14 protein-coding genes and 1 CRISPR repeat array are annotated in these 18,381 nt (G+C 43.6%); of the genes, 1 reads left to right on the plus strand and 13 read right to left on the minus strand.

Annotated features, from left to right (window positions below; all coding sequences use genetic code 11):
- The first annotated feature begins 228 nt into the window (after positions 1-228).
- Positions 229-4,359: direct repeats of the CRISPR family, unit length 37 nt; unit sequence GTTTCAATCCCTAGTAGGGTTTAAGATTAATTGGAAC.
- A 233-nt stretch (positions 4,360-4,592) separates the two neighbouring features.
- The 13 genes from cas2 to cas3 form a co-directional block, all read right to left on the minus strand.
- Positions 4,593-4,865 carry a CRISPR-associated endonuclease Cas2 gene (cas2, locus tag IM450_RS20710; protein WP_002742874.1) on the minus strand — a complete coding sequence of 91 codons (273 nt, stop codon included), beginning with the start codon at positions 4,863-4,865 and terminating at the stop codon, positions 4,593-4,595.
- A 12-nt stretch (positions 4,866-4,877) separates the two neighbouring features.
- Positions 4,878-5,882, minus strand: coding sequence for a type I-D CRISPR-associated endonuclease Cas1d (cas1d, locus tag IM450_RS20715; RefSeq protein WP_287669131.1), 1,005 nt, complete (start codon positions 5,880-5,882; stop codon positions 4,878-4,880).
- 5 nt (positions 5,883-5,887) lie between these two features.
- Positions 5,888-6,481: a CRISPR-associated protein Cas4 gene (gene cas4 / locus IM450_RS20720; RefSeq protein WP_002800246.1), complete on the minus strand. Its 594-nt coding sequence runs from the start codon at positions 6,479-6,481 to the stop codon at positions 5,888-5,890.
- A 2-nt stretch (positions 6,482-6,483) separates the two neighbouring features.
- On the minus strand, positions 6,484-7,317 hold the full coding sequence (gene cas6 / locus IM450_RS20725; RefSeq protein ID WP_287669137.1) for a CRISPR-associated endoribonuclease Cas6: 834 nt from the start codon (positions 7,315-7,317) through the stop codon (positions 6,484-6,486).
- Positions 7,318-7,557: 240 nt separating this feature from the next.
- On the minus strand, positions 7,558-8,124 hold the full coding sequence (locus IM450_RS20730; protein WP_287669734.1) for a Uma2 family endonuclease: 567 nt from the start codon (positions 8,122-8,124) through the stop codon (positions 7,558-7,560).
- A 9-nt stretch (positions 8,125-8,133) separates the two neighbouring features.
- Positions 8,134-8,808: a type I-D CRISPR-associated protein Cas5/Csc1 gene (gene cas5d / locus IM450_RS20735; RefSeq protein ID WP_287669732.1), complete on the minus strand. Its 675-nt coding sequence runs from the start codon at positions 8,806-8,808 to the stop codon at positions 8,134-8,136.
- Between the two features lie 55 nt (positions 8,809-8,863).
- On the minus strand, positions 8,864-9,871 hold the full coding sequence (cas7d, locus tag IM450_RS20740) for a type I-D CRISPR-associated protein Cas7/Csc2 (RefSeq protein WP_287669730.1): 1,008 nt from the start codon (positions 9,869-9,871) through the stop codon (positions 8,864-8,866).
- 17 nt (positions 9,872-9,888) lie between these two features.
- Positions 9,889-13,332, minus strand: a complete 3,444-nt coding sequence (gene cas10d, locus IM450_RS20745) for a type I-D CRISPR-associated protein Cas10d/Csc3 (RefSeq protein WP_287669728.1) — start codon at positions 13,330-13,332, stop codon at positions 9,889-9,891.
- Positions 13,325-13,468, minus strand: coding sequence for a HepT-like ribonuclease domain-containing protein (locus IM450_RS20750; RefSeq protein ID WP_002742887.1), 144 nt, complete (start codon positions 13,466-13,468; stop codon positions 13,325-13,327). The genes cas10d and IM450_RS20750 overlap by 8 nt, the downstream gene beginning before the upstream one ends.
- A gap of 85 nt (positions 13,469-13,553) precedes the next feature.
- The gene (gene mntA, locus IM450_RS20755; RefSeq protein ID WP_287669725.1) at positions 13,554-14,012 is read right to left on the minus strand and encodes a type VII toxin-antitoxin system MntA family adenylyltransferase antitoxin; all 459 of its coding nucleotides are present in this window, start codon (positions 14,010-14,012) and stop codon (positions 13,554-13,556) included.
- Positions 14,005-14,403 (minus strand): type VII toxin-antitoxin system HepT family RNase toxin, encoded by a 399-nt coding sequence (hepT, locus tag IM450_RS20760; protein ID WP_002791882.1) that lies wholly within the window; start codon positions 14,401-14,403, stop codon positions 14,005-14,007. The genes mntA (IM450_RS20755) and hepT overlap by 8 nt, the downstream gene beginning before the upstream one ends.
- Positions 14,404-14,444: 41 nt before the next feature.
- Positions 14,445-14,864: a type VII toxin-antitoxin system MntA family adenylyltransferase antitoxin gene (gene mntA / locus IM450_RS20765; protein ID WP_287669723.1), complete on the minus strand. Its 420-nt coding sequence runs from the start codon at positions 14,862-14,864 to the stop codon at positions 14,445-14,447.
- A 170-nt stretch (positions 14,865-15,034) separates the two neighbouring features.
- Positions 15,035-17,200, minus strand: coding sequence for a type I-D CRISPR-associated helicase Cas3' (gene cas3 / locus IM450_RS20770; RefSeq protein ID WP_287669721.1), 2,166 nt, complete (start codon positions 17,198-17,200; stop codon positions 15,035-15,037).
- A gap of 99 nt (positions 17,201-17,299) precedes the next feature.
- On the opposite strand from cas3, the gene IM450_RS20775 reads away from it, so the two are divergent.
- Positions 17,300-18,163: a WYL domain-containing protein gene (locus IM450_RS20775; RefSeq protein WP_002800260.1), complete on the plus strand. Its 864-nt coding sequence runs from the start codon at positions 17,300-17,302 to the stop codon at positions 18,161-18,163.
- Positions 18,164-18,381: the final 218 nt, after the last annotated feature.

An 18,381-nucleotide genomic window follows, 5' to 3' on the forward strand; every position in this document is an offset into this window, starting at 1 on the left:
ACATTAGCACTAATTAGAGAAGATGCAAGGGTGATGCAAGGGTTTTAAGAGATTCTAGCAGATTTAAGTGCATTTGGGAAGCTCTCAATCAAGCTAAAAGCCCTTTCCTGTAAGGTTTTTACCATTATTCAGCAAACCCTATATATTTTTCAGCTTACTAGCCCCCGCCTTTTCTTTCCTCCCTTATCCCGAACTGACGTTAAGTATGAATATTTATACAATAAAGAAGTTTCAATCCCTAATAGGGTTTAAGATTAATTGGAACTGTAATTTTTCACCATTAGGCAAAGTAATTTCTACGTTTCAATCCCTAGTAGGGTTTAAGATTAATTGGAACTTTAATCGCCTATCCTGCTGATACTTTCTACCGAAGTTTCAATCCCTAGTAGGGTTTAAGATTAATTGGAACAAAATTAGCCGAGTTTGGATTTACGGAACTGTAAGTTTCAATCCCTAGTAGGGTTTAAGATTAATTGGAACTAGATTTAACTCCCTGTCCTTGGCCATTTCCAAGAGGTTTCAATCCCTAGTAGGGTTTAAGATTAATTGGAACCTGGGTTTCTTTGTCGGGGGTGGTGGTGAATGTGAGTTTCAATCCCTAGTAGGGTTTAAGATTAATTGGAACCGTCTAGTTCCCAAATCTCATTAGGATGCTGTAAAGTTTCAATCCCTAGTAGGGTTTAAGATTAATTGGAACCAGGCAGACTAGCCTCCCAATTCAGCGAAGCAAACGTTTCAATCCCTAGTAGGGTTTAAGATTAATTGGAACCTAAATGCTAATTATCAGGCGTTCCAGAATGAAATGTTTCAATCCCTAGTAGGGTTTAAGATTAATTGGAACGCTCTAAATAGATAGGTGATCGAGGGGATTAATTCGTTTCAATCCCTAGTAGGGTTTAAGATTAATTGGAACAAGGTTCTGGGATTTTTTGAATTGTATGCAGATTGCAGTTTCAATCCCTAGTAGGGTTTAAGATTAATTGGAACATTGCATACAGCAGGTGATCGCACGGTGTCAGACTGTTTCAATCCCTAGTAGGGTTTAAGATTAATTGGAACACTCTCGATCTTCTTGCCGGATTTTTTTGCAGGGGTTTCAATCCCTAGTAGGGTTTAAGATTAATTGGAACTATCGGGAAAAGGAAAAGGTGATTGCTGGGGAGAAGTTTCAATCCCTAGTAGGGTTTAAGATTAATTGGAACGATTAAGTACAAAAGGCTACTATAGTGGCCTTATAAGTTTCAATCCCTAGTAGGGTTTAAGATTAATTGGAACTGGACTATAGTGGGAATCACCAATCAGGCGGGCCTGGCTGCTAAGCATAAAACTCTTAAATCAGCCATTCTCGGTTTCAATCCCTAGTAGGGTTTAAGATTAATTGGAACCGGCTGTGAATAATAGCCATACCCATGCTAATAAAACTCAGCTTGTTTCAATCCCTAGTAGGGTTTAAGATTAATTGGAACTCAGCATCATCACCCTGTAATAATATGTCGCTATGTTTCAATCCCTAGTAGGGTTTAAGATTAATTGGAACAAATCCCGGATGCGGATGCGGTCCCGGCGCTAGGGTTTCAATCCCTAGTAGGGTTTAAGATTAATTGGAACCGATCAGGCTCCCATCCCCAATCTGCATGAGATTGGTTTCAATCCCTAGTAGGGTTTAAGATTAATTGGAACTTTCCACGTTAATTAGCTTAAATCTTAGAGTCAGTTTCAATCCCTAGTAGGGTTTAAGATTAATTGGAACATGATTAGCTGTTTTCCGCCCGTAGGGTTCTCGAAGTTTCAATCCCTAGTAGGGTTTAAGATTAATTGGAACTGATCGCTTTTGAGAGGAGACAAGCCAGCTAGGGGTTTCAATCCCTAGTAGGGTTTAAGATTAATTGGAACTTGTGTATATTCCGCTAAATCCTTTAATCGAAAATGTTTCAATCCCTAGTAGGGTTTAAGATTAATTGGAACGGGTGGTAAGTTTTGGCAGTCATGCTATCCAATTCCGTTTCAATCCCTAGTAGGGTTTAAGATTAATTGGAACTCATCATAGCACTGGTTTTGTTTAGTGTTTCTTCAGTTTCAATCCCTAGTAGGGTTTAAGATTAATTGGAACGGTTAATCCTCACATAGTTTTCAAAACCAAGGCCAAAGTTTCAATCCCTAGTAGGGTTTAAGATTAATTGGAACCGTTGTCAGTCTGACAACAGACTGCATACAGTTTGGGTTTCAATCCCTAGTAGGGTTTAAGATTAATTGGAACTTTTCCTCAGTAGGGAACTAGATCATCAATTTTGTTTCAATCCCTAGTAGGGTTTAAGATTAATTGGAACTTACCATCAGTACTATCCTCTACAGATTGCTTGTGTTTCAATCCCTAGTAGGGTTTAAGATTAATTGGAACGGTCTAGATCGAAATCAGAGTTTATCACTGATCCAGTTTCAATCCCTAGTAGGGTTTAAGATTAATTGGAACCTTATTTCTGGAATCGGCCAGAAATAGAGTTTACGTTTCAATCCCTAGTAGGGTTTAAGATTAATTGGAACTCTAAAAATTTTCCTTTCATGGTAAAAAAAGGGCGGTTTCAATCCCTAGTAGGGTTTAAGATTAATTGGAACGGGGAAAGCGTTAAAAATGTGCATCTCCTTTTTAATGGTTTCAATCCCTAGTAGGGTTTAAGATTAATTGGAACCAAACTGATAGACTCTGTGGTACTTAAATTTTTAGTTTCAATCCCTAGTAGGGTTTAAGATTAATTGGAACAAAATTAGCCGAGTTTGGATTTACGGAACTGTAAGTTTCAATCCCTAGTAGGGTTTAAGATTAATTGGAACAATAATTTACAGTTCTCTCTGTCTAGCGAATACCTAGTTTCAATCCCTAGTAGGGTTTAAGATTAATTGGAACTCAAACTATTCACGTTCACGAAACAAACTTGATCAGTTTCAATCCCTAGTAGGGTTTAAGATTAATTGGAACCTTAAGAAATCAGAGATAATGGTTTCAGACGGGAAGTTTCAATCCCTAGTAGGGTTTAAGATTAATTGGAACAGACTAGGCACCAATGCTTATAATCCAGCGACCCGGTTTCAATCCCTAGTAGGGTTTAAGATTAATTGGAACGAGGAAACTAGCACCGTATTTAGTGGCAAAAAGTTGTTTCAATCCCTAGTAGGGTTTAAGATTAATTGGAACACCCGGACAACATTCTCGTTAATTTTTACCATAAATGTTTCAATCCCTAGTAGGGTTTAAGATTAATTGGAACCTAATAGGAGCCTTGAATCAGGAAAAAGTCTTACCAATGTTTCAATCCCTAGTAGGGTTTAAGATTAATTGGAACATGAATGCACTTTTGTAAAGCTTCCTTCATTATAAAATCCATGTTTCAATCCCTAGTAGGGTTTAAGATTAATTGGAACGATCTAGAGGGGGAAAGTTGGAATTTAGTTCCTCAGTTTCAATCCCTAGTAGGGTTTAAGATTAATTGGAACGGCTAGATCAAGATTATCTGCCCATATTTGCCCAGTTTCAATCCCTAGTAGGGTTTAAGATTAATTGGAACAAAAAATCTATAATACTATTAAGGATTTTCAATTGTTTCAATCCCTAGTAGGGTTTAAGATTAATTGGAACCATCAAAGGATAAACTTCCTCGGCCATTAATTCCGTTTGCGTTTCAATCCCTAGTAGGGTTTAAGATTAATTGGAACGATGTACCTCTGCAAGTTGGCGATCGAAGCGTGTCCACTGTTTCAATCCCTAGTAGGGTTTAAGATTAATTGGAACGTATTACCGCCGGGTATACTTTATTAATCAAAAATGTTTCAATCCCTAGTAGGGTTTAAGATTAATTGGAACGCTAGATACTTTACCCGTTCCCCCCATAACCGATAAGTTTCAATCCCTAGTAGGGTTTAAGATTAATTGGAACTCACCACCGTCACCGGTCAAGGAAGCGATCGAGGTTTCAATCCCTAGTAGGGTTTAAGATTAATTGGAACCATAAATTGTTCTTAATAGTCATATTTAGTATTATGTTTCAATCCCTAGTAGGGTTTAAGATTAATTGGAACTTATTATAAGAATTACTTATATTTATCGAGTATTTGTTTCAATCCCTAGTAGGGTTTAAGATTAATTGGAACGATGAAGTTCGATCCCCCCGTACCCCCCGTGGCCAGGTTTCAATCCCTAGTAGGGTTTAAGATTAATTGGAACTCCCCCCTTCCCCCTTCCCCCGGTGAACCGGTTGGTTTCAATCCCTAGTAGGGTTTAAGATTAATTGGAACGTTCCGTCAGCGAGCATAAGAGTTACAGTGCATACGTTTCAATCCCTAGTAGGGTTTAAGATTAATTGGAACCGCCCAGTGGTAAAAGCCATACGCTATGGGATTTTCAAGGTTCGTATGCGCCGCACCCGCAATAAACCAATCATACAGCAAGTGACCCAGTTCTTCAAGACCCCGCAAAACCTTACGGGATAAGGTGCGCCCCGCGTTGGAAAGGAAAATCATCTCGAATCTATATTCCATAAGCTTTTCAGCCACCACATAATAGTTAAGAATTTTTACAGCTACCCAGAAGCGCAACCGAGCTAAACAAAAAAAATTGTATTATCCCGGGGTAACTCACCACCGATGCGTTCCACTTTACCCCGACAACAGGCGCAGAGAAAATAAAAGCGGATGCTATCGGTATCGGGTTTGATCAACTTACTCAAGCGCCCGCGCAGCTTAGCGTACTGGGTATCGGTTAGATCGCACTCAAAAACACTATACTGCACCCGTTGGCCGTAGGACTTTAACGTATTGTGAATTTTGGTTCGTCGCTTATCGTCGGAAATATCATAACTGACAACAAAATACATGACCGCCTCTACCTACTTTAAAATCAAGGGTGGATACTTATCCGTCTCGTCCATGAGATATTTCGCCATTAGTCGGGCCTGAATCTCGAAAGCTTCTTGATAAGTACACTGTTTACCCATTACTGGATGCTTAAACTTGGATTGTTTCTTCTGTTCGTACAAGCGCAGGAAAATCTGTAATCCCTCTCTCGTCAAGGAAACCGCACCGCTTAAGGGTTCGGTGGTGAAATGTTCGGGGGTAAGATAAGGATGATTGATCCCATTGAGAACCACGGCATCAACGACGATCGCTCTAAATTCTTCCATCAGATCCAGTGCCAGCGAGGGGCGACCGTAGCGTTGATAGTGAAGATAACCGAGATAGGGGTCAAAACCGACCAAATTGATCGCACTCTGCACGTCATGGCGCAATAACGCATAACCCAGACTCAAAAGAGAATTGACCGGATCTCGCGGGGGGCGACGGTTACGCGAGGCAAAGGTAAAAGTATCGCCGAGAATTAAGGAATCAAAACAACTGAAATAGGCTGCGCTTCCCGCTCCCTCTAACCCCCGGAGAGAATCGATCGCCGAGGTTGTTTCGATCGAGCCGATCGCTGCTTCCAGACAAGCGATCGCCGTTTGTAAATCCAACTCTTTTCGATCGCGTTGACGACGGAGTAGAATGTTGCGGTAATTCTTCAGCTTGCCGCGGACGAATCCCCGCACTAAATGAATGGCTTTCGGGGAATCGCCGGCGGCCTGCCATTGCGCTCGACGAACGAAAATATTTTTGGTCATCTCCGGTTCCAATCTACCGAGATATTTTCCCGTGACAGTGACAAAACTCAGGGGAATATGACGTTCGAGCAGTTCGATCACCAAAGCTGGGGATAGCGAACCGCGACCAAATAAAACCACCCCATCAACATTTAATAAAGGAACATCGAGGATCGTTTCTTTGGATGCTTTGACCGTTAAACGCTCGTCATTTTTGCCGAGAAATGCGTCTTCTCTCGTCACATATACCGTTCCCATATTTTTTAGTCTTCCTCTTGATATCGTTGGACTTTTTCAGTTAATCGAGGCAAGCAGCGATCAAACAAACTGCATCCCTTGCAGCGGGGTGAATAGACCGCCGGGGGCATTTTTCCCGTCTGGATCAGGGTTTCAATTGCTCGGATCGTAGCGATCGCCCGTTGCCGTAGAGCAAGATCGATCGCCACCGGTTGACGCTGGTGAGAACTGGCATAGTAGATATAGCCAGTATCTAGCCTTTTTCCCGTCATTTCTTCCAAACAGATGGCTTGAGCGCACACCTGCAACTCGTCGTTATCCCATTCGCCCTTACTGCCCCGTTTGTATTCCACGGGGATAAATTCGCCGTCGTGGGACTCGATCAGATCGGCTTTACCGATGAGACGGTAATTATCTGATTTAAGCCAGATCGCCCGAATTTGCCATATTTCCTCGCGGTTTGCCGCCCCAACGGTGTGAACTCGTTCGTGTAAATTTGTTCCCTCGATCGTATAGCTATTATCGAGAAATTCCCCGGCGACGAACATCCTCCAACAACGGTGGGGACAGTAGGCGTAATGGTTGAGAGCGGCGATCGGTATGTAATCAGATTCATCCATAACTATCTTTTATCCTTAGAAATTCTGCGAGTCATCCCCATCCCCATGGTGGTTTTCCGTCCCACTCCCGCATAGAGGGCAAAATCCGCCAGTGCATTAATCGCTTTAATCTTTGCGGGTTCCACCTCTCCCAAAAGACGATAGTGAATCTCGCCTACACAACCGAACGACTGGTTTTTATAGGCTTCGTCGGCTAATTTCGTTTGAATATCGAAGAAACTGGGGAAAATCGACTCTAGGACGATGGAATCGAAGGGGATAGCGCTATAGCGATTCCAACGATTGAGAAGGCTATTAAACACCAGTTCCCGCGTCGGTAAGGCACTATCGAATTTTCCCTGCCGGAAGGTGACGGGGGTGGCGAAAAGGAAATCAAATTCCCGATTCGTTTCCGAGGCGTTTTCATACAGGTATTGATAAGTACAAGAGTTCGCCCAGGGTTGAACCGATTGCGGGGTGGCGAGGACGCTAGTGATAACGAGATCGGCGGAACCGAGATGCCAGGGGTGTTTTGGATTGAGATTCAACCAGAGCGAGGTTAATTTACCGAATAATCGGTCATCGAGCAGAGAAATCCGCCACCAGCAGGGAGTTTTGGGGGCGATTGGCCGTTCGTATCGCCACTGCGGGGAATTTATCGTTTTTCCCCCGGATTGCATCTGTAGTGGCGATAAGGTAAAGGCTTTATCTGCCTCGGCTGTGTGTAGAATGTTCCCTAATTCCTGATCAACACTACTGACAAGGGTAAGGAATAGCGCGTGAAGGTGTCGTCCGGTGAGAAAATTCGGATAGATCGGCGATCGAGGTGTGAGATTGAGAACGAGACTGTAGGGCATTAAGTAGCTGGTTATAATTAAATTAAAAATGGACTTTAGCTTCGATCCCCCCTGCCCCCCTTGATAAGGGGGGTGCCGATAGGCGGGGGGATCCCCCTTGATAAGGGGGGTGTCGATCCCCCCTGCCCCCCTTGATAAGGGGGGTGTCGATCCCCCCTGCCCCCCTTGATAAGGGGGGTGTCGATCCCCCCTGCCCCCCTTGATAAGGGGGGCATCTGATGATTTTTAACGCCTGCCTACTTAACTTAATCGGGCTTTGGCGAAAATTTGTCCGGGGGTTAGGGTTAAATCGGGGAGGAGAATATCGCTAATTTCGTCATCGCCTTTTTTAATCGCCGGGGGTGCATCGGGATAGAAAATTGTGATCTGCTTGGCCCGGGGATCGACGATCCAGACGCGACTGACTCCCGCTTTTAGGTAGTCCACGGCTTTTTCGCTCAGGCTGCTGAAGGATTGTTCAGGAGAGATAATTTCGATGACTAATTCCGGGGGAACGGGACAAGCTTCATCGGTGAGGGGAATATCTCCTAACCTTTCCAGGGAAATGTAGAGAAGATCGGGAACCGGACACCAATCTCGATCATTTTTGCTTAGAATAATTGCCCATTCGATTCCCACTTCTCCCCGTCCTTGATTCCAGCGATCGAGTATAGAAGATAAAGCCAGAGTTAAACGAGAATGAAAGAATTTCGGGGACATTTTTGGGATAGCTTCTCCATCGACTAATTCATAGGTAATATCGCCATCGGGAGCGGTTAGCGAGAGAAATTCGCATAAAGTGAGGCATTTAGAAGAGATAAGAGTCATAGTCAATTTTCAACCGAAGTGATAGGACAATCGAGCGGGAATTTTCAGATCGGGACGATCGCTTATTTGGTAATATTCCCCGCGCATTCTCACATTACGAATCAAACTAACGGGAGGCATATTAATCACATCGTAGCCAATCACCTGATGGGTAAACATAACATCGAGAGGATTTAAAGGATAGGGATAGATAAATAAATCCTCTTTTTGTTTTGATAGGGAAAGTTCTGTCAGTTTTACTTCCGCTTTACTCATCCATTTTCCCAAACGAATCCATTTAGGAAGTTGTAGGGGGTGATGGGAAATGATAAAACATTCAAAAACACTTTCGGGAGCGATTTCTTTGGCCCTGCCAAAACTGGGAATATTTTTCTGGGTTTTTTCCATCTCCACATGATAGTTATTATTGGCATATTTCCAAGTATTGAGAACCGTCGTATGAACGATCGCCCGTGCGGGAGTGACATAAATTTTCTCTTCGTTAAGAGGATTTAAATGTTCTTGGTACTGGGGAATCTGTTCGGAACAGAAGTAACGATAACTATCGCTATTTACCAATCCCAAAGCATAACAGAGCGCGTAATTATGGATTACGGGTTCGCTTTCGTAGAGTCTGCCGATTTCACGGGTTGCGTAATAAAGACTATCGTGCAGTTCTAATTGACAGGAATAAATATGTACCATAACTCTTTAAAAATTGCGAGGATCTAGGGTGAGAAATTACTCACCCTACTGAAATTTACGGTTTTTTAGCGGCTGGCTTTTTCTCGGCGATATGTTTCTTAGCGTAGTCTTTCGCTTCTTTATCCGCTTGGTTTAAGAGCGATAAAATTCCTGCTTCCGTACCCGTGAGAGTTTTCACCTCAGTTAATAAAGGTTGAAAATTTTCCCCGATAAAATCGGTATGAACGATAAATTCTTCCGCCATTAATGCTTGTATTGCTTCGGTGGCTTTTTCCATAACTAAATCCTCGTCTAAGGGATCGATCGATTGTAATACCTCATCGGGAAGGCGATCATATATTGCCTGTGTCCAGCGCAAATTACTAACAATTTCCCCATCGGCAAAAATAACACCGATAAGCTCATTTCTTACCCGTCCCGTCCGGGTGGTTTGTGCGCCGTAGTGGCGGGTACGCAGGATGTTATTAAAAACATAGAGAAAACCCGCTTCTGTCGGATCTTTTAAAGTGACAATACTAGGGAAAAACACCTGCGGACGGATGTGATCTTGCTGGTTAATCCTGCTAGTCACTTCTCCTACTTTTGTGTTATTTTCTCCCTTAGATGCCATAGTACCATTCTCGTAGGGAGCGTTTAAAGTAAAACTTTCATGGGATTCATCAAAGGGTGTGATCGAAAAAGCCGTATCTACTACTACTTTCGATTTTTCTGAACCCGAATCACTGATGGCAAAACCATAAATAATACAGTCGGGGTTATTCATGGCAAATTTTACATTGTACTCACATTCTTCGGCGGTAATTAATTTGTAGTTTCTGAGTAATTCTCGACCGACTAAACGTTCTGGAGTTGATTGCTTCCGTTTAAACATCGATAAACGACTAATCGTTTTTTTGCTATCAATTCCCGCACGAACACGAGTTTTATTTAGCTCTCCATCTGTTTGAAATAAAGGATAAGATTCTGTGACTCTAATCGTCAAAAAGTGAACGTATTTTCCCATCGGTTTGTAGGGAATATCGCTATGAAAGAATTTAGAATCGAGGGTTTTCAGTAAAGACATGGTAGGTACTCCTTGAATTAATTATTGTTTTCAGAATCTTCTTCCACAGTTTGACCCTGGGCTTTTAACTCTTGATTGTCTCTGTCCTGTTCAAGACGGTAAAGAAATTCGCAGGTATCGCGAAGGAGGTTTAATTGTCTGCCAGCTAGACGCGCTCGATCGCCCTTAAAAGAAACCTCGAACACATCGATCACAAAATAACGAGCAAAAGACAATATTTTCTGTCTTTCCTGTTCTCGATCGGATAAAATCCAGCGACCTTCTGCGGTAGAAGCATGAACCCGATTCATTAAGCTGGCCACTTCCGCCGCTACTACAGAAACTAGGGCTTCTCCCTGATACATTCCTCCTTTGAGAATCGTATCGGCGGCCACATTGATCGGTTTTAAAACTGCGTTCGCTTTCGGATTATATTGTTTATTAGCTCGATAGAATTGACGATACAATTCGGTTAACTTTTTCGGGTGATTTAAGGGCGATTCTGCTGTCATATCGATAGTTAAATTGGTTCGGTTGGCTTGTACATAGGGATCGAAACAAGGATAAAAATCGTAGAGATACAGAGCGATTCGATTAGCACTCGGTATATCGGCATCTTTGCCCCGTTTCCACTGTTTAAGGTAATGAAAAACATAGAGAGGACTGGTTTCTAAATTGATAGCGAGTTCCGTTAATTTGCCCCAATTGGGATCATAACCCGTCTTACCCTGCTTCGAGTTCACGTCTAAATGAATAGAATAGGCTGCGGTTAGGGTATTTAAGGGGGCGGAATATTTTTTTCCGTCATTATCTTGCCATGGGTTCAAGACTCGATCGAGACGGAATCGATCGCATCGGGTTAAGGACCGGATCGCTTGGGGCGCACTGTCGAGAAATACCGTCTCTTCAAATTCCGCACCGTCGCGATAGGGAGGAATAGGAGACTCAGAAACCACCGTTTTGACATCTAAAATCATCGGGAAAGCTAATCCTAACCATGCCGGCATAACCCAGGATTCCGTATCGGTGGGATCGCGGCCGGGAGGTAGGGCCATAAAATAAAAGGTTAAGGGTTTATCTTCGGGATAGGATAGTTTAAAAGTGCGGTCTTTTTTGCCATCTTCCTCCTCGTTAATTGTTTCCTTTTTCTGCCTTAATTTTTCATCGATCAGGAAACTATCAACACTCTGATAACGGGTTCGATCGAAGTTAGCGACTAGATCCTTATCGACAAAGTGCAACTTTATCGAGCTATCAAAACGAGTTTGAGCGATGTTAGCGTAGGCTTTTTGTAAAAAACTATTGGTTTCGGGAGTAAAATAATAGGTCGGGTAAAAGTACAGATAGCGATATTTGCCGTCCTCGAAACGTTTTCCTACCGCTTGGGTTTGATTCATAAGAATCTGACGCAACATCATTTCCGTTCCCGCGATACTGGAAATGTTTCGTTTGGCGTTCGAGCCTGCCAGCATTTGTTTATTAGTATAGACTTGGGGAGTAAAAAGAACCGCCGATTCCATCTGTTCGCTGACACTATAGGGAGAATGGGAGATCGAACAGAGAAGTTGACGGCCGCGACCTTGTTTTTTAGCGGCGTTGTAGTGGTTTAATTCTTTCTGGAAGATTTCGATCGAGTGGGCCAATTCCCGACCGGGTAACTGCACCACTTGATTAACCCACTCTCGCAAATCCTCCCAACCATCGGGTAAGTTATATCCCGCAACTATGGCGGCGATTTTTGCGGCGAGAAAAGCGATTAAATCTTCTGCAACCGGTCTAATATCCTCGATTCCGGGATGTTGTTTCAGGTATTGTGCCGCTAGATAATACCATTCGTAGGGAACCCCTCCCGTATTGCCTTTCAGTTTGAGTTCTTTTAACGATTCATTAATACACTTGATCGCTCGGATTTGTGGCAGATAATTTTCTAGATTCCAATAATGCGCGATCTCGCTAATTAAATCTAAATCTGGCGGTGCGGGTAAGTTTTTCTGCAATTTTCGCGCCTGTTCGATTTTTTCCAAGCGATCGCCCCAGATTTTCCGCGTCACCACGTCCCCGAATTCCGCTAGGCGATCGATGCGGATATCATCTTCACAATGAAAATCGTAATCCGTCGGTAAAACGCCCTGTTGTTGAAATTTAATCAGGTTTTCGCCGCGACTTCGGGCCACGGACGCTTTATTATCACCGAGGATGCGAAGGGTGGCGTTGAGGGCAGCGCGCATTAACCCAGCATCGTCGAAAAATTGGCTGTAGTAATCTGCGTATTTCATCCCCTTGCCATCTCTGCCGAATCCCGTTTGTTTACGCTGTAATTCACCGCTACAGAGGGATTTAATGGTGTCCACCACTCGATTCGGTAAGGTTTCTAGGGACACTTCTGGCGCGTTTTTGGGGGCGATATAGACAACTCCCGTAGGCAGGTAAAGTAAAGGCTGATAGTCTAGTTCTTGATGTGCTTCCATCACCGCGTTATTAAGTACGTTCGTTAGTACCCCGCGGTTTTCGGCGATGCTGTGGTAAGTGAATTTTAGTTCCCCATCGCTGAGGCTGTATAAAAGGTCTTGTAACGGAGCTTTTTCCGCATCGTGGGGGTGTTTAATAATGGAAGCCAAGCGATCGGCTAGACAGGCAAGATCGGTTAAACTTTCGAGGGCGCTATTGTTTAAGCGAGTATTTAACCCATCTTCCGAGGTATTTCGATCGGTATCATTCCGACGCTGGGCATTTTTAGCGATGTATATCAAATCATCAAGATATTCAGTCCATTTTTCTGGTTGATCGGAAAATAAAAAGCGATCTAATCCTAATTCGGGAACCAATACTTGAAAAATCTCTCGATGTTCCTCTCGTGATAGTTTGCGGATATCTCGATCGAAGTCCTCGTTAATCTCGATATATTTCGCCGGCATCGCGGGGAAAAGCGAGTAGCGGAATTTCTCGAAATCGTGGAGAATAAACCCCGCGATCGCCAACCTGCGCTCGCATTCCTTTACTACCCGTCGAACGGTAGTATTGAGTTTTTCTAGTCGTTTTTCGATGAGATTGGCGGGAAATAATCCATTAAGTAAATGAGTATTGAGAGATTGATCTCCTGCATTATCCCGTCGAACTTTGCTTTTTCCCTCTAATTCCCGACGGCGATCGATTTCCTCGAAGAAATTTCCCCCTTTTGCCGTGACACCGATCGCTAATCGGAGTAAATTGGGTAATACCATTTCGGCAAAATCTGCCATAACTCGATCGTCGGGGTTTTCCGCTCGAATCGCCTCCCGTAGGAGTTTTAGGGTTAGCAGTTGGCGAACGGTTTCGACTCGGCGATCGCTTACCGATTCGCTAATTCCTAAATCTTCGCCAGAAAGAGATTCTAAATCAATATCCTCGAACTCAAAATCCAGATCTTTATCTTCAATTTCTGTAGTGTTATCGAATAGATTTAACTGTCCCGTTTCCTCTAATTTTTTTTGTTTTTTAGGCATCTTTCACCTCTAGAGAGTCTAAATAGTCGGTAATTTGTTTGAGATAAAGCGGAAATTGAGATAAAGCGATCGGAATCGCCTTAAAAACAAGTTCATTATCGATCGCCTCGTATTGATGCACTAAACGATTTCCCATTCCTGATGATTTCGCCCCCCCGTAATCGATTAAGATATTTGATCATCAAACGAATTCTAACGGTGACTATCTCCCTTTCCATCGTTTAAACTCCCCATTGTTTGAGCCAAAGATCGATACTGTCTTTTTGAATCTTTCGGAATTTAGCGGTATCGGCGTACTCTTTCCAAGCGCGTACACGAAATTTTAAAAAGTCTCCCGTATTTTTTTCATAGATAAGTTTTCCATCTCGTGCGACTTGATACTTCATTAATGGAGAACAGCGATCGAGTTCAATTAGATCGATCAAATCACGGTTTATCTCAAACAATTCACTCAAGATAGAGAGAGAAGTTAAGTAATCATTACTGATTTCCTTAATATGTGTTTGTCTGTTTGTTTCATCGTGTGAAATTGCCAAATCCCAATCGCTATCAGGTCTATGCTCTCCACGCGCTCTAGAACCGAAGAGAATTAATAGTTTTAAATTCGGTATTTTTTCCACAGTCGTGTTTATTCTATTGACTGTATTGATAATTTTCAATTCTTTCGTATTTCTAACCATTTTCTGCCTCCAAGGAATCTAGATATTGAACGATCGAGCGTTGGTAGCGGGGATAATCTCGTAAAATATTAGCGATCGAGGAATGAACGATATCGGGATCAATTTTCTTGTATAGGTGTACGAGTAAGTTTCTTAATTTAATAGACTCGGCCAGTTGAACGGCTAGGTGTTCTTCTAAAATTCCCAGTTCTACGATTTGAAATAATGCGTCGCGAGCATTATTCGGAGACTCGATATCTAAACATTTTAAAATCTGGTAATTGATATCGATGCCAGTTTGAACGATAAGCTGAATTAACCTTTCTATGGCTAATTGACGTTCTCTTAATGTACGATAATCCTCTAAGGTGATCGAACCGTACTCGCTAAGTTCGGCGAGGTATTGATTCATGAGGTTTAATTCGTCTATCGCAATCAGAGGTTGAATGGCATTTACACTCCTTTTTCTCGTAGAGAAATCTCTAGATTATTCCGTAATTGACGGTATAACGCTTTCGATTCTTCAGGATTCATGAGAAATTTTTCTTTAAATCCCTCGAATAGTCCCGTTTCCCGTTCGTATAGAAGTTGACCATCTCGCGCGACATAATGAGCGAGGATCGGCGAACATTCTTTTAAATCAATCACATCAATTTTGTCATCAGGAATCTCTAAAGCTTGTTCGAGTAGTGTATAAATTTTCAACAGACTCGAAATATCCTTTTGATCAATTCTTTCCTCGTATAAAACAGCGAAATCCCAATCGCTATCAGGTTTATGCTCTCCACGCGCTCTAGAACCGAAGAGAATTAATAGTTTTAAATTCGGTAGTTTTTCGACAATAGCCGTAATTTTTTCTACTAGCCTATTCATATTTAGCTCCCATCAAAAAAAATGGCAAGAATCCGATGGATATATCGATCGATGTCCCTAGCGTCTGTCTATGTCTATTATCAAACGCGGAGGAAGCAAAGAGCAACTAAATCCCAGAAAAAGTGTCCGTACACTTTGACTCCCTCATCTCTTGGTAGCCTCAAACGGCATCAACAGATCCACACCTCACCCCCTTTACCTTTGAACCGATGAGCGAGAGTATCCAACAACAAAGCCGATTGACCGATCGCTATAGAATAGGGAGACAGGGGAGAATGAATACTACTCTCGTCACTAATCGGATAAATACCGAAGTGCATCGGTAATTGTAAGCGTTGGCGAACTGCGGCAACGGGATAGGCAAGAACGAAGCTAACCAGAGCCTGATCCCGTAACTCCCGACTAATTCGATCGAGCCAAGGATTATCCGGTTGCCAAACACCGATTCCCGTCAAAACCTGCACTTTCCACGCGGAGGCGATCTCGCCTAAATCGCCGTCGTAGGTAAAGCGCCAGTTTAACCGTTCCTCTCGATACCCCTTTAAATTCAGAAACGTGAGACAATAATCGAAACGTCTGCGCGCGATCGGTGTTTTCGTGGCCTCGATCTGGCGCTTAAACTCGCCTTTTCTCCACACCTCCACCTCTAGATTACCGAGAATACTGGGTAAATCGTAGGTTTTAAAGCGATCGCATTCCTCCGGTTCCGTCGAATCGTATAACCCGCATAGTAACGGACTTGACCCGCGAAAACTAGACGCATCCTCGAAAATCGGATTACCGCTTTTCCCCGATAACTCCTTCCATTCGTCGGCCCATCCTTTCACCCGACCGGCGACCCGTTTTAAACTGGTATCGAAAACCTCCTCGCATTCCTGTTGAAACTTCTGGCGACTTTCCCCGTATTGGGATTTGATCTTCGGACTCCCTAAATTCCACCAGAGTTGAAATGATTGTACCGCTCCCCAACGTTGGTAATAACCCTCGAAATTATTGATATGACGGTAGTTACTCTTGATGGCCTCCTGTAGCTGAATTCGGTCATACCGTTCCCCGACTTGTAACGGTGCGTCTTCCTTCTCGAATAACCGTTCTAGGAAAAATTTCGGAACCAGAGCGATCGCGGTGAAGTTAGCAAATTTTACCGCCGTTCCCTTTCGATCGTAGCCGCTGTGACGGCCTAAACGGCCGAAACGTTGAATAAAATTTCCCGCATCCGACGACTCAAAAATGAGGAAATTAATCTTGAAGTCCACCCCCACATCGATGGTACTCGTTCCGATCACCAGATCACGATTTAACGATGCCAACTTCTCCCGCGTTCCCGAAAGACCCGTATTTTCCCCCACTGTTAAACCGATAGTCGCCAATAATTCTCGGAAAATCGGCAGCAGACGTTTAACCGAAGCGATCGAATTGAGAATAATCGCGCCCTTGCTGCCGGGGTATCGCTTAAAATAGTCTAAAATTCGCTCTTTATTTTCCTTCAACCAATTTTCCGAAGTTTGAAAACTCGACGGTAAGGGAATAAAAGATAGCTCGATTTCCGAGGTTACTTGTCGCCATCCCTGTTGAGCGAGGGAATTGGCCTCTTCTGGGGTATCGGGAAACCGGTATTTTCCTTCTCTTACTGGGTCGATCGATCGATAGCGAAACCCCGCTTTATCCAATCGTTTTAGTAAACCCTCGTCGGGAGTTGCGGACAAAAACAGGTATCGTTTCCCACGATTGGCCCGTCGGATTAGAAGCATGGTATTGATAATACTGGCGACCTGTGGCGTGCCGAAAACGTGAAATTCATCGAATAGGAAGAGATCGAAATGTTTATCGATCCGGTTCCATAGCTGATCGGGGTTATCGTAGGGGGTTAAATAGGCCCCCCGATGCAGATAATGGAAAATATCGGGGTTAGTTAAGAGAATTTCCGACTGTTTCGATCGAGTCTCTAGAGCGATCGCTTTCGTTTTCCCATCCCGTTCGGCGTACAATTCCAACTCGGGCCCGGTCAAAAGATTGACCCGCGGTTGATCCGTTGGTTGAAATCGTTGAATATATGCCTCGATCTGACCCCGCTGATCCCGCGCCAGTTCGTTGGTTGGGTAGAGTCCCATAATCGGGAAATATCCTTGCAAAGTTCGCAGGTAGGCCGCCAGACTTTTCCCGTCCCCCGTCATGGCCGAATTGATGATTACCTCGACATTGGGATCATTTAGTGCTTTCCACGTCTCCACCTGATGCCACGATAACCGCCATCCTTGCGGAACCTTGATCCCGTCCGGTATCTCGTCTGCGGGACAGGAATAGACCGGCTTGAGCGTTACTTGATAATTTACCATGAATTTCTGTCCGTAATTCCTTGCTATCTTCCATACTAACCACGATAATAGGGATGGACAAGTACCTTAACAGAAAAAGTGTCCGTATATTTATAAACTATGAGCCGGATAGGACAATCAATCACTTTATCGGTCAGTGAAAAAGAAAAACAGGCCCTAGAAATCCTTGCCAGTGAATTCGGGCTATTTTGGGGAGATAAACCGAATATATCGAAGCTAATCAAAGAAATTGCCCATAATAAGCTTAAAATCGCTCCTAATCACGACTGGAAGCCCGATCGCTTGCAGATGCTCCAACAGGCGATCGATTCTCTTATTGATGCCGGACAAATCCCCATCGCCCTGGAACTGACTAAACTACTATTAGAACGGAGCGAACTGTCGGGACCCTTACGGAAAGAGCTAGAAGGCCGCCTCGATAATTCTCCCCCACCATGGCGACTGGAACTCGATCGCTGCATTCTCCGACAACAACCGTTTCAGTTATCCTATCAGGATGCCGGCGATCGAATCTGGGAATTCCATCTTTACCATGCCGCTATCAATCGTCACGGGGATCGCTTATATCTCGATTGTTGGTGCGAGGAAACCGAGGGAAATCAAGATATATCAGAACTAAACCATAATTGGAGTTTACGGCTCGATCGAATCCCCAACGATTCCTTAATTACCCCAATCCCTAGAGGCAAGTGGCGCCATCAGCTTGATAGTGTCTCGGCCGAGTTTCAGCTATTCGATGGATTAGCTCGATCGTACCAGACTAAAACCGCTATCGATATCGCCAACGAATTGATCTCGACCAATCCCCTTGTCCGGCAGATTACCCGACAGGTAACGAGTAGCTTCTGGTTTTTCCGCGAAATTCTCCCCTACGGAGAAGATTGCTTGCTGATCTCCCCGGAAAAAGTCCGCAAGCGTTTCTATGACAAGTTGCAGCGGCTTTATCAACGCTACGAGTCCTGACCTGAAAAGATTTTCGTCGCTGCTCAATCAAGATACGATACTAAATCCTGTTTAAAAAGTATTGTAAAGTGACTAAATAAGTAGCTGGTTATAATTAAATTAAAAATGGATTTTAGGTTCGATCCCCCCTGCCCCCCTTGATAAGGGGGGTGCCGATAGGCGGGGGGATCTACCCTTGATAAGGGGGGTGCCGATAGGCGGGGGGATCTACCCTTGAT

Source organism: Microcystis sp. M083S1 (assembly GCF_020246405.1).
Classification (GTDB): domain Bacteria; phylum Cyanobacteriota; class Cyanobacteriia; order Cyanobacteriales; family Microcystaceae; genus Microcystis; species Microcystis aeruginosa_C.

Coding starts and splice junctions, on each gene's coding strand:
- cas10d (WP_287669728.1), bottom strand. CDS start 13,332: ATGCCTAAAAAACAAAAAAAATTAGAGGAAACGGGACAGTTAAATCTA.
- cas5d (WP_287669732.1), bottom strand. CDS start 8,808: ATGGTACATATTTATTCCTGTCAATTAGAACTGCACGATAGTCTTTAT.
- cas2 (WP_002742874.1), bottom strand. CDS start 4,865: ATGTATTTTGTTGTCAGTTATGATATTTCCGACGATAAGCGACGAACC.
- IM450_RS20775 (WP_002800260.1), top strand. CDS start 17,300: ATGAGCCGGATAGGACAATCAATCACTTTATCGGTCAGTGAAAAAGAA.
- IM450_RS20730 (WP_287669734.1), bottom strand. CDS start 8,124: ATGACTCTTATCTCTTCTAAATGCCTCACTTTATGCGAATTTCTCTCG.
- cas7d (WP_287669730.1), bottom strand. CDS start 9,871: ATGTCTTTACTGAAAACCCTCGATTCTAAATTCTTTCATAGCGATATT.
- IM450_RS20750 (WP_002742887.1), bottom strand. CDS start 13,468: ATGGGAAATCGTTTAGTGCATCAATACGAGGCGATCGATAATGAACTT.
- cas1d (WP_287669131.1), bottom strand. CDS start 5,882: ATGGGAACGGTATATGTGACGAGAGAAGACGCATTTCTCGGCAAAAAT.
- cas3 (WP_287669721.1), bottom strand. CDS start 17,200: ATGGTAAATTATCAAGTAACGCTCAAGCCGGTCTATTCCTGTCCCGCA.
- mntA (WP_287669723.1), bottom strand. CDS start 14,864: ATGAATAGGCTAGTAGAAAAAATTACGGCTATTGTCGAAAAACTACCG.
- cas4 (WP_002800246.1), bottom strand. CDS start 6,481: ATGGATGAATCTGATTACATACCGATCGCCGCTCTCAACCATTACGCC.
- mntA (WP_287669725.1), bottom strand. CDS start 14,012: ATGGTTAGAAATACGAAAGAATTGAAAATTATCAATACAGTCAATAGA.
- cas6 (WP_287669137.1), bottom strand. CDS start 7,317: ATGCCCTACAGTCTCGTTCTCAATCTCACACCTCGATCGCCGATCTAT.
- hepT (WP_002791882.1), bottom strand. CDS start 14,403: ATGAATCAATACCTCGCCGAACTTAGCGAGTACGGTTCGATCACCTTA.